10 protein-coding genes are annotated in these 11,599 nt (G+C 66.5%); 1 reads left to right on the forward strand and 9 read right to left on the reverse strand.

Going from position 1 to position 11,599, the window contains the following annotated elements:
* Positions 1–51: 51 nt before the first annotated feature.
* From API01S_RS26830 to API01S_RS29575, 5 genes are all read right to left on the reverse strand, one after another.
* Positions 52–3,255, reverse strand: coding sequence for a tetrathionate reductase subunit A (locus tag API01S_RS26830; RefSeq protein ID WP_050729151.1), 3,204 nt, complete (start codon positions 3,253–3,255; stop codon positions 52–54).
* A gap of 20 nt (positions 3,256–3,275) precedes the next feature.
* A complete protein-coding gene (gene nrfD / locus API01S_RS26835) occupies positions 3,276–4,310 on the reverse strand; it encodes an NrfD/PsrC family molybdoenzyme membrane anchor subunit (RefSeq protein ID WP_050729152.1) in 1,035 nt (344 codons plus the stop codon).
* A gap of 19 nt (positions 4,311–4,329) precedes the next feature.
* Positions 4,330–5,100: a sulfate reduction electron transfer complex DsrMKJOP subunit DsrO gene (dsrO, locus tag API01S_RS26840; RefSeq protein ID WP_050729153.1), complete on the reverse strand. Its 771-nt coding sequence runs from the start codon at positions 5,098–5,100 to the stop codon at positions 4,330–4,332.
* Between the two features lie 320 nt (positions 5,101–5,420).
* Positions 5,421–5,942: a DNA-deoxyinosine glycosylase gene (locus API01S_RS26845; protein ID WP_167351746.1), complete on the reverse strand. Its 522-nt coding sequence runs from the start codon at positions 5,940–5,942 to the stop codon at positions 5,421–5,423.
* Positions 5,943–5,989: 47 nt separating this feature from the next.
* Positions 5,990–6,118, reverse strand: coding sequence for a hypothetical protein (locus tag API01S_RS29575; RefSeq protein WP_255221312.1), 129 nt, complete (start codon positions 6,116–6,118; stop codon positions 5,990–5,992).
* A 347-nt stretch (positions 6,119–6,465) separates the two neighbouring features.
* Here API01S_RS29575 and API01S_RS26850 point away from each other — a divergent pair, with 347 nt between their 5' ends.
* The gene (locus tag API01S_RS26850) at positions 6,466–7,329 is read left to right on the forward strand and encodes a pirin family protein (protein WP_050729154.1); all 864 of its coding nucleotides are present in this window, start codon (positions 6,466–6,468) and stop codon (positions 7,327–7,329) included.
* A 249-nt stretch (positions 7,330–7,578) separates the two neighbouring features.
* Here the strand turns inward: API01S_RS26850 and API01S_RS26855 are convergent, their stop codons facing one another.
* The 4 genes from API01S_RS26855 to API01S_RS26870 form a co-directional block, all read right to left on the reverse strand.
* Positions 7,579–8,178, reverse strand: coding sequence for a LysE family translocator (locus tag API01S_RS26855; RefSeq protein ID WP_061306574.1), 600 nt, complete (start codon positions 8,176–8,178; stop codon positions 7,579–7,581).
* A gap of 238 nt (positions 8,179–8,416) precedes the next feature.
* Positions 8,417–9,046 (reverse strand): class I SAM-dependent DNA methyltransferase, encoded by a 630-nt coding sequence (locus API01S_RS26860; protein ID WP_061306575.1) that lies wholly within the window; start codon positions 9,044–9,046, stop codon positions 8,417–8,419.
* Positions 9,046–9,591, reverse strand: coding sequence for a PDDEXK nuclease domain-containing protein (locus API01S_RS26865; RefSeq protein WP_156487190.1), 546 nt, complete (start codon positions 9,589–9,591; stop codon positions 9,046–9,048). The genes API01S_RS26860 and API01S_RS26865 overlap by 1 nt, the downstream gene beginning before the upstream one ends.
* Positions 9,592–9,689: 98 nt before the next feature.
* Positions 9,690–11,546: a phosphoenolpyruvate carboxykinase (GTP) gene (locus API01S_RS26870; protein ID WP_039883136.1), complete on the reverse strand. Its 1,857-nt coding sequence runs from the start codon at positions 11,544–11,546 to the stop codon at positions 9,690–9,692.
* Between the last annotated feature and the right edge of the window lie 53 nt (positions 11,547–11,599).

Here is an 11,599-nt window from a genome sequence, read left to right on the forward strand (position 1 = left end):
TGACACGCCGGTGGCCCTGGGATCTCGGCCAGGGCGCCGCGCCCCGCACCGTCAGGCGCGCTCGATCCGCGCCGGCAGGCCCTGGCGCACCGCCGCGCCGGATACCCAGTCGATCCAGACGTTGGCGTGTTCACCGCGCGTCAGGTCGGCAAAACCCAGGTCGTTCAGGTTCACCCCCGCCGCCAGCGTGGCGTCGTGCGGCATGGGCTTGCCGTCGACCACGTGGGCGCGCGCGCCCAGCTCGGTATGGCCGTAACCATGTTCGATGCCGACCGCGCCCGGTTGAATGCCGTCGCGCAGCAGCGCCAGCCCCGTCACCGCGCCGCCCGGCGTCACGATGCGCACGGCGTCGCCATTGCGGATGCCCAGACGTTCGCCGTCCTGGCGGTTGATCGACACCGGATTGTGCGGATGCACCTGCCGCAGCCGATTCACGCCGATGGACATCGAGCTCATCAGGTTCGACTTGAACGAACTGAGCAGGAATGGCCAATCCTGCGCGGGATACTCGGCGCGCACGTCGCGGCCATCGGCCAGGCGCGCCGGATACCACGTCGGACAGCCGCTATAGCGCTCGCCCGTCATGGCATGGCGGAACTTGGCCAGGTCCTCGCTATAGATATGCAAAGGCTTGGCGTAGGCCAGGCGCGTCTGGCGCGCTTGCCCGTTCTGCACCCAGGCCTCGTCCATCTTGTCGAAACGTCCGCCCCGGCTCATCAGCATCGCCACCTGCCGCCACTCGCCCGGTTTCAGCTTGTGTTCCAGCAGCGTGCGATAGCGGTCCACGCCCGTCAACGCCATGTCTTCGTCGGTCGCCTCGGGCACCACGCGGCCACCCGCGAACGCGATATTGGCCATGCCGCGCAAGAAGAAGTCTTCGGGCGTGTCCAGCGCATGCTTGCCGCCATCCTTGTCGGTGATGGCGTTGGCGCCAAACCCCGGCATGCCCAGGCGCTTGGCGCAGGCGATCAGGAAGGTTTCCAGGCAGACCGGCTCGTTCGTCGCCGTGCGGGCCACGCGCGGCTGCACGGCGGGCCAGCGCACCGTGGACGCCTTGGCGACCACGTCGGCCCAGGGCGCCGACACGCCCCAGCTTTCATAGGTGACCGTGTCGGGCACGATGTAATCGGCCAGCGCGTTGGTCTCGTTGATGAAGGGGTTGATCGACACCGACAGCGGCAGGATGCGCGGGTCCTTCAGCTTGTCCGCCAACACAGACTTGAAGCCGGCGATCCCGTACACCGGATTGCTCATGTGGTTGAACCACACCTTGGCGCGATACGGATAGCCCGCCAGCGCCGACGCCAGCATTTCCGAACTGAGACCGCCCGTGGCCGGATACCACGGCGCGGACGCCGGATACGCGGGCTGCCCCGCCGCCTTCTTGCGCGAGAACTCGCTGGATTTTTCGTAGGGAAAGCGGTTGCGCGACAGCGCGACGCCCTTGGGCGTGGCGCGATTGGCGAAGCCGGCGATGTTGTAGCGCGGGCCCGGACCGTAAGGCGGGAACGGGCCGGCGTCCAGCACCAGGCCGCCGTCCGCGTTCAGGTTGCCGACCAGCGTGTTGAGCATGGCGATGGCGTAGGCGGTGTAGAAGCCCGCGCCGCTCATGGTGCCGCCGTGCGCGTCGGCCACGGCGCGCTTGCCATGGCTGGTGAAGCGCCGGGCCAGCTCGGCGATCTTGTCCGCCGGCACGCCGCACAAGGCAGCGTATTCGTCCAGCGTCTTGCGCTGCGCTTCCTGGCGCAACAACGCCAGCGACGATGCGACGCGCAGCGATTGCGGCGCACCGGCCATGCCGGCCGCCGCGATGGGCTCGTCGACGAACAGCGTGGCGGGCGTCGCCACCGTGTGCGGCGCCAGCGTGCCATCGCCAAGGCGCACAACGTACACGTCTTCCCATTTATCGTCCGCGTCGGCCGGACGCGGCCAGCCCAGGTCCGCGCCGCGCAAGAAGGTGCCCAGGCGCGGGTGGCCCGGCTCCGTCACGACCAGGTGGGTGGCGTTGGTCCAGGCCGCTTCGCCCGCTGCCTTCATGGCCTGCGGGCCCGGCTGCGACAAGGCCTGGGCATCGAAGCGTTCGTTATCCAGGATCCAGCGGATCAAGCCCATGGCCAGCGCCAGATCGCTGGCCGGATTCACCGGCACCCATTCATTACCCGACCCGGCCGACAGACTGGACGAGGCCGGCAGCACGGGCGACACGACTACGTAGGTGAAGCTGTCGGCCTCGGGCCGCACGCGGGCTTCGGCCAATTGACGGGCCTGGCGCTGGAACGGGTTGCCGGCCTGCGCGGGCGCGGCGCCGATGAACAGACCGAAGCGCGCATTGTCCCAATCGGGCTTGCCGTGCGGCATGCCCTTGAGATCACCCAGCGCCGCACCCGCGCCCACGCGAAAGCTCTGCCCGCAGTACGAACCGTGATTGCTGACATTGACCGTGCCGAAGGACTGCGCGGCAAAGCGCTGGATCAGCGGCGTGCGGCCTTCATTGGAGGCGTCCGTGAACAGGAACTGATTGACGCGGGGACCATACTCGGGGTTTGCCGGATCCAGCAGCGTGTCGCGATCGAAGATGGCGCGCATCCCCTCGACGTGGCCTTCGCCGAACAGGTCGCCGCCTTCGCACACTTCCTGCACCAGTTGCTCGAACGTGATGCTCTGCCACTTGCCCTCGCCGCGCGCGCCGACCCGCTTGAGCGGTTGCAGTACCCGGTACGGGCTGTCCATTTGTTCCAGCATGGCCGAGCCGCGCGCACACGAGGTGGCGCGCCCTTCCAGGCCGTTGTCGCCACCCAGTTGCGCATAGACCTCGCGCACCGGCATTTCCATGGCCGCGGGCCGCGTCGTGGCCAGCGGGTGGTACGGGTTGCCCGCCACGCGCAGGATGCGGTTCTGCGCGGTATCGACGCGCAGCCGCACGCCGCATTGCGTCCAGCATCCCAGGCAGCTGGACGGGCTGACCGTCTGCCCGGGCTGCGCGCTCAACACGCCGGTCAGCGGGTCGATACGGAATTCGGGCGTCAGCGAATTGCCGCGCACGGCGTGGGCGGTGGGCACGCCGGCCGAGCCTTGGGCCAGGCCCTTGACGGCCCGCGCCACGGTTTCGCCGTAGCCCGCCGCAAAGGCAGCCATGCCGCCCGCGACCATGCCGCCCCGCACCATCAGCTTGCGCCGCGCGGCGTCTTGCGGCGTGTCGGCCGCGTCATCCGGCGCAGGAGCGCCGGGCTTGTCGTCTTCGTGTTGCTTGTCCATTGCTTTGAATTCCATTGCTGTCAGCCTGCCAGGCCGCGTTCACGCGCCGGGAAGCTTTCCAGTGCCCAGGTGACCGCGGTGACCAACGCCACGCACAGCCCCAGCACCCCGACCATGCCCAGCAGCCCATCGCTGCCCCACGGCATGTCGTACAAATACAGGCCGGCGCCAAACTTGGGCACGCCCTGCACGCTCATGAAAACCACCCAGCGAAAGATCCACGCCGCGCCCAACATGGTCAGCGCCAACGCGGCCGAGGGCAGCGGCGCGGCCAGCGCACGCGCGGGCCGTTGCAACAGGGCGATCATGCAGAAGCCGGTGATGACCGCGCCCGCCAGGCTGATGCGCCAGATGGGAAATTCCGCGAACAGCCGCAACGCTGCGTCAAACGAGGGATCTGCGCCCAACAGGCCCAGCCCCGCCCAGGCGCTGGCGCTGATTGCCAGCAACGTCACGGCGGTCAGGCTCAGGCCGCGCAGGGTCTCGACCGGCAGGGCCTTCATGCCGCCCGGCAACCAACGGCCCACCAGGAACATCGCGCCCAATGCGCCCAACCATGCCGTCAAGCCGAAGTTCACGGGCAGGAACGCCGTGTGCCACAACGGCCGCGAGCGCAGCACCATGACTTCCGCGCCGGTGTAGACCAGGATGGAAGCGGCCGACAGCGCCAAGGCCACGGCCAGCAGGCGCAGCCAGCCGATGCGCCCCCACCACCACGCCGCGCAGAACAGCATCGACAGGCCGATGAAAACCGGCAGCAGCACCGCGCCCAGCCACATCCACGACCACGGCGTCAGGTGCGCGTAGAAGTGCCAGAATCGGCCGGGTTGATGCAGGTCGGCCAGTAGCGATACAGGCGCTGCGATGGCGCTGACCAGCAGCACGGCGACGGCGGCAGGCAGCAGGCGGCGCACCGGCGAGCCGGCATGGCCGAACGCCGCAACCGCTGCCGTCAACGCCGTCGTGGCCGCGATGCCGATAAGAAAGAAATACTGCACGGCCCATGGCAACCAGGCGGCGTCATAGACCGGCGTGAGCAATTCCGAGATCTGCATGAAAGTCCCCTTCGATGGCTCAATGTCCGCCCGCCAGGCGCACGCCGGCCTGGCCGTCGACCTGGTGGACAAACGCGTCGGGCAAGCCGATGTAATAAACGTGGGGGTCGGTCTTCATCTCGGGTTTGAGGACCTTGACGTCGGCCTTGTGCTCGACCAGCAGCTTCGAGATGGCGCTGTTTGGGTCATTCATGTCGCCGATGACGCGCGCGCCGCCCACGCAGCTTTCCACGCAGGCCGGCAACAGCCCCGCTTCCAGGCGGTGTTCGCAGAACGTGCACTTGTCGGCCGTCTGCGTGTCGTGGTTGATGAAGCGGGCGTCGTAGGGACAGGCCTGCACGCAGTAGGCGCATCCGACACAGCGTTCGTTGTCGACCAGCACGATGCCGTCTTCGCGTTGAAAGGTGGCCTGCACCGGACAGACCGGCACGCAAGGTGGGTTGTCGCAGTGGTTGCACAGGCGCGGCAACATCACCATGGCGCAGGGGCTGCCATCGTCGGGCGTGACTTCGTATTGCAGGACGGTGGTGCGGAACTGCCCGATCGGAGGCAGGTTCTCCAACGAACAGCTGACCGTACAGGACTGGCAGCCGATGCATTTGCGCATATCGACAACCATGCCGTAACGCTTGCCGGCCATGCCCGGGCGGCGCGGGGGCTGGCTGTTCAGGCCAGTGGCTTCGGCGTGGATGGGGATGACGGTGGCTGCGGCGCCTAGGCCAAGCAGCCCTTTCAGAAAACCGCGTTTACCGCGTAGAGGGGGCTCTGCTGGAGCGGGGGATGGGGGCATTGCGTACTTCTCCGGGCTGGTAACTTCTTGTTGTTATTACCTTATCACCGGGAGTTATATAGAAAGTTGATATGCATCAAATCGGGGACAGAGAAGCGCGATCGAGAGGCAAAGGTGCGCACGCGGCCAGGCTTCGTTGCGCGGGAGTGTCGGGTCGGTCGGGTCGGGCTGGGTCGGGTCGGATCGGATCGGATCGAATCGGATCGGATCGGGCCGGATCGGATCGGGCTGGATCGGGCTGGTCGGATCGCGCCGGATCGGGCTGGGTTGAACCGGGCGGTGCCGGATTGGGCGGAGTCTCGTCTAGCCGGATCGGTACGTCAGAACGTCAGCGCACGCCGCCAGGCGGCCAGCTTCGATTCGAAGGACGCGGCCGCATGGGCGGGGCTGGTGGACGGCAGATCCACGTAATCCAGCGCGCGCGGCAGCGTGGGCAGCACGTGCCGGCGGTACAGCGCTGCGGCCTTCGCGCCGTTGAAGCAAATGCGCGTGATGGCCGGATGCGCCGCCAGGAAAGCGGCGAAGTCGTTGGGCACGAGCGTGTCGCGACGGATGTCGGCGTCCAGGCTGCCGGGCCGTTCGCACGCATGCAGCACATCCCATAGCGCTACGCGGGCCGCCTGTAGCGCCGCCAGTCGGGCGGGATAGTCCAGCGCCGGGTCGAAACCCAGCACCTGCCCGGCGATCGGCCAGAAGGTATTGCGCGGATGCGCGTAGTAGCGCGCCTGCCTGAGCGAAGCGACGCCCGGCATGGAACCGAGCACCAGCACCCGGGCGTCGGGCGCGGAGACGGGGGCAAAGCCCCAAATCTGGTCCGGGCGCTCTGGTGGCGCGGCAGTCATGTGTGGTTCCATGGCAGCAGCATACAGCCCGATGGCGCGCAGGCTTGCTAGGACAGCGTCGGCCATAGCATCCAGAGCTTGCCCAGCAGGAGGCCCACGGCCATGACGAGGGCGGCGACGCTCAGGACGGAGGCGCGCGGGCGGAATCGGGAAAACGCGGAAGAGATCATGGGCATGGTGGTCGGGCGGGCAAGGTCAGGGCTCGGGCCAGAGACCGAACAACGTCCGGCTGGCGGCAAGGAAGAAAGGAAGGAAAGAAGAAATGAAGAAACAACGACACGATAGGGAGCCCACCACGCCCTCAAAATCGGATTATTCTTAAAAAACAGCGCCTCGTCCTTCTGGCTGATGGCGCAACGGATGAGCCGCCATTAATCAAAAACGCCTCGGGGAAAGCCGGCAATCGTCCGATTCATGGAACAGTCCATATCAAAAGCCGTCACTACAAAAACCGCTGTTCCGCCCTAATCTTTAGCCCCATGACGAACGGCCCCGGGGGGGCCGCGCTATAGGAATAGACACCATGAAGAAGATCCTCGGCCTGCACGCCGCACCTCGCCCACATTGGGTGGGAGACGGATTTCCCGTGCGCTCGATGTTCTCGTACAACGACAAGGGCAAGAACGTCAGCCCCTTCCTGCTGCTCGATTACGCGGGTCCGGCCACGTTCGAGCCGGCCGAGCACCCGCGCGGCGTGGGCCAGCACCCCCATCGCGGCTTCGAAACCGTCACCATCGTCTACCAGGGCGAAGTCGAACATCGGGACTCCACCGGCAACGGCGGCGTCATCGGCCCCGGCGACGTGCAATGGATGACGGCGGCCTCGGGCATCCTGCATGAAGAGTTTCATTCCCCCGCGTTCACGCGTACGGGCGGCGAATTGGAAATGGTGCAGTTGTGGGTCAACCTGCCGGCCAAGGACAAAGGCGCGGCGGCGGGCTATCAGGGCATTCTGAACGCGGACATTCCGGTAGCAGCCTTGCCCGACGAGGCGGGCAGCGTGCGCGTGATCGCCGGAAACTTCGCGGGCCATGCCGGCCCGGCGCACACCTTCACGCCGATGGACGTGTGGGACGTGCGCCTGAACGCGGGCAAGTCCGCGACCTTCCCGGTGGCAGCCGGCCGCAACAGCATGCTGGTGGTGCTGCGCGGCACGTTGCTGATCAACGGCGAATCGGTCGCGCGCGACGCGCAGTTGGCGCTGTTCTCGCAGGAAGGCGAAGACATCACCGTCGAGGCCAACAACGACGCCGTGTTCCTGGTGTTGAGCGGCGAACCGATAGACGAACCGGTGGTGGGCTACGGCCCCTTCGTGATGAACACGCAAGCGCAGATCGTCGAAGCCATCCAGGACTTCAATGCGGGGCGCTACGGCAAGATGCATTGACGCCGCCCCGGTGTTCTTGCACGCGCAAAAAGCCGCGAGGTTGCTCCCGCGGCTTTTTACTGTCCGGTCAAAACTGCAACCGTGCCGGCGAGTGAGTGCGTAGCAGGGATGGCGCCCAAAAGATGCGACAGCGGCGGTGTCGAGGCGGGCGATGGCGACATGCCGATCCGGCGGCCAACGGGCCGATGAGGCGGCGCCGGGGCGTCCATGCACCCGGTCCATGCTGAACTGAGCAGACCCGGTAGCGCCCTACCGGAAAGCCGCCCAGGCCAGGCTCAAGGAGAACACGCCCAGCAGCAACGACGCCCCGCGCTGCACCTGCGCCGGGTTGATCCAGCGCATTTTCCGGCTGCCCAGCGACGCACCGAAGGCGACCCACAGCAATCCGACGGGCAACAACAACGCCGCGAAGATCGCCATGGCGGCGAGGTAATCCGGCACGCTCAGGAACGCGGCGGACGGAAAAATCGCGCTGGCGAAAAGTATGCCCTTGGGATTGAGCAGCGTCGCCACGAACAGCGCGCGCATGCCGATCATCCGCTGGGCGGCCGACGGCACGGCGCTGGCGGCCCGCCACATGCGGATCGCCAGATAAGCGATATACGCGCTGGCTGACACGCGGACGACGACGGGCAGCCAGGGCACGGCATGCGAGGCCTGCTCAAGAAAGCGGCCCCAGACGGTAATGGAGATGACGTAGCCCGCCAGCTCCGCCCCGGTCAGCCGCGCGGACGGCCCAAACCCTTGGCGCAGACCGGCCGCAGCCAGCAACGTGTTGGTGGGACCGGGCATCGCCAGGATGAAGGCGACACCTGCGATGAACCATCCCAAGGAGGTAGCAGTGAACATGTGAACGAAGGCCGTCGGAAAAAGAGGCCGTCTTGTATCACGGCCACAAAGCGGCGGGCAATTGTCGCGGGGTGTTGTAACACTGAGCTGACATACGACGGGTTGTATTGCGCAGCGCAGGAGCAGCCACCGCCAGCCGCACCCTGCAATCGCTGTCCGCAGGCTGCGGCGGCTTCGTGAAATCGGACCATTAGCATGCGCGTGGCCGCGCCTGTCTCAAGCCCGCAAGCGCCCCGCCCTACCCGACCCGCCGCCAGACGCTGGCCAGCCACGGCTGCTGTTCACGCGGCAAGCCGTCGGGCCGGTAATAGTGTTCAAGCTCTTCGAAGCCGGCGTCCAGCAGCAAGGCCCGCCAGCCCTCCAGGTCGTGATACGCGCCGTAGCGGCCGCGATTCCAGCCTTCCTGGTTGCCGCCGCGAGGGTTGGAACAAAAGAGCACGCCGCCAGGGCGCAGCGCCGTTCGCAGCTCGCGCAGCACGCGCGGCAATTCCTGCCCGGGCACATGGAACAGGACCGCGTTGGCGAAGATGCCGTCAAAGCGTTCGGAGGGCAGCGCCAGTTGCAGGAAGTCCTGGCGCCACACTTCGCAGCCCGAAGCGGCGCGCGCCATTTCCACGAAGCTTTGCGTGCCGTCCAGACCGACGGGCCGATGGCCCAGCGCGACGAAGGTTTTCAGGTCCCGGCCGGGGCCGCAGCCCAGATCGAGGATGTCGTACGGCGGCTCGCCGCGAATATGGCGCAGCAGCGCGGCGATGTTCTGGCTGACGTCGTGCTCGCGTGTGCCGGCCTCGAACGCCTCGGCGTTCTCTTCGTAGTTCGCCAAGGTCAGCGCGGTGATCTTGGCCAGGTCTTGCGGGTCGAGTTTCATCACGGCATTGTGCCTGGATCGTGCGGCGCGCGTTGCGCAATTCGCGCCCTCGCACGGCGCGAAGCCTGTTGCAGACGCTGCGCCAGCACCGCGCGCGGCGGCAGGTCGGTGGGGTATGGGGCCGCCTGCACGCCGGTGTCGGCAAGCTCCAGCAGCTGGATATATTCGGCTTGCATGGCCGCGCAGACGATCATGCCCAGCGGCGTGCCTTCGTGGGACCGGCGTTCGAACTTGTCCAGCCAGCGCAGGCAGGCTTCCATCTGGTCTTCGCTTATCGGCCGCGATTCGTCCAGCAGCACCGAAATGGCCACCAGGCGGCGCAGCTTGCGATGAAACAGCAGCAGGTCCAGCGTGTGGCTGGCGTCATCGACCTTGATGACCTTTTGCCGGCCCACGAACGCAAAGCCGACATCCAGACCCATCACAAAAGACTCCATATCGCCCACGACGGCCGCTTGCAGCTCATGCGCCAGCGCGGGCCATGCGTCGGCCTGCACCGGCAGCCCTGCCCTGTTGCCGGACTCGTTCATTTTCCACTTCGCCACGACCACACCTCCTCAGATACCTGAAAGAAGCGGCCATCATGAAATAGAAAAGCCCGCGCGCCTACAGGGCACGCGGGCTTATAGGACCAAGTCCCAGGTCAGGCGACCAGACGCCCTTCGATCTTCGTCTTGGTGGCGGGCAGATCTTCAGGCAAGCCCTGCGACAGCTGGCCGAACAATTCATGGTGCAGCGCCAGTTCATCGCGCCACGCAGCCGCGTCCACCGACATGACCTGTTCGAACTTGTCCGGCGTGAACTCCAGGCCGGTCCAGTCGATGTCCTGGTAGCTGGGCGATACGCCAAACACCTGGTCCACGCCCTTGGATTCGCCATCGATGCGGCCCAGCATCCAACGCAGCACGCGCATGTTTTCGCCAAAGCCCGGCCAGACGAACTTGCCGTCGGGTCCCTTGCGGAACCAGTTGACGCAGTAAATGCGCGGCAAGGTGGCGCCAGCGGCTTCCAGCTGCTTGCCCAGTTTCAACCAGTGGTTGAAGTAATCGCTCATGTTGTAGCCGCAGAACGGCAGCATGGCGAAGGGGTCGCGGCGCACCACGCCCTGCTGCCCGACGGCGGCGGCGGTGGTTTCCGAGCCCATGGTGGCGGCCATGTACACGCCTTCGACCCAGTTGCGCGCTTCGGTGACGAGCGGCACGGTGGTCGAGCGGCGGCCGCCGAAGATGAACGCGTCGATGACCACGCCCTTGGGGTTTTCCCATTCGGGGTCGATGGACGGGCATTGCGCGGCCGGCGCGGTGAAGCGCGCATTCGGGTGCGCCGCCTTGCGGCCGGTTTCGCGCGCGATGGCGGGCGTCCAGTCCTGGCCCTGCCAGTCGATCAGGTGCGCGGGCGGCGTGTCGGTCATGCCTTCCCACCACACGTCGCCATCATCGGTCAGCGCCACGTTGGTGAAGATCACGTTGGCCTTGAGCGTGGCCATGGCGTTGAAGTTGGTCTGCTCGCTGGTGCCCGGCGCCACGCCGAAATAGCCCGCTTCCGGGTTGATGGCGTGCAGGCGGCCATCGGGGCCCGGCTTGATCCAGGCGATGTCGTCGCCGATGGTGGTGACCTTCCAGCCGTCCATGCCTTGCGGCGGGATCAGCATGGCGAAGTTGGTCTTGCCGCAGGCCGACGGGAATGCCGCCGCCACGTGGTACTTGCGGCCCTTGGGCGAGGTGACGCCCAGGATCAGCATGTGTTCGGCCAGCCAGCCCTGATCGCGGCCCATGGTGGAGGCAATGCGCAAGGCGAAGCACTTCTTGCCCAGCAGCGCGTTGCCGCCATAGCCCGAACCGTAGCTCCAGATTTCGCGGCTCTTGGGGAAATGCACGATGTACTTGGTGGGGTTGCACGGCCACGGCACGTCGGCTTCGCCTGCCGCCAGCGGCTTGCCCACGGAATGCACGCAGGGCACGAAGTCGCCGTCCGTGCCCAGCACGTCATAGACCGCCTTGCCCATGCGCGTCATGATGCGCATGTTCACGACCACGTAGGGGCTGTCGGACAATTCGACGCCGATGTGGGCGATGTCCGAACCCAGGGGGCCCATCGAGAACGGCACGACGTACAGCGTGCGGCCGCGCATGGCGCCGTCGAACAGGCCGTTCAACGTGTCGCGCATTTCAGCCGGGTCGGCCCAGTTGTTGGTGGGGCCGGCGTCTTCAGCGCGGTCGGAACAGATGAAGGTGCGGTCTTCCACGCGCGCCACATCGGAGGGGTCCGAGCACGCCAGGAAGGAATTGGGCCGCTTGGCGGGGTTGAGCCTGCGCATCGTGCCGGCCTGGACCATTTGTTCGCACAAGCGGTCGTATTCTTCCTGAGAACCGTCGCACCAGACCACGCGATCGGGCTTGGCCAGTGCTACAAAACTGGCTACCCAGTCAATCAGGCCGCGGTGCTTGACGTAGGCAGGCACGTTCAACGCAGCCAAACCCCCATCCAATGGCTTATTCATTGGGGCTATCTCCATGCTTAGACGAATGGTGATACGGCCCCAATTGCGTGGGG

The organism is Achromobacter piechaudii NBRC 102461 (assembly GCF_001571245.1).
In the GTDB taxonomy this organism is placed as follows: domain Bacteria; phylum Pseudomonadota; class Gammaproteobacteria; order Burkholderiales; family Burkholderiaceae_B; genus Achromobacter; species Achromobacter piechaudii.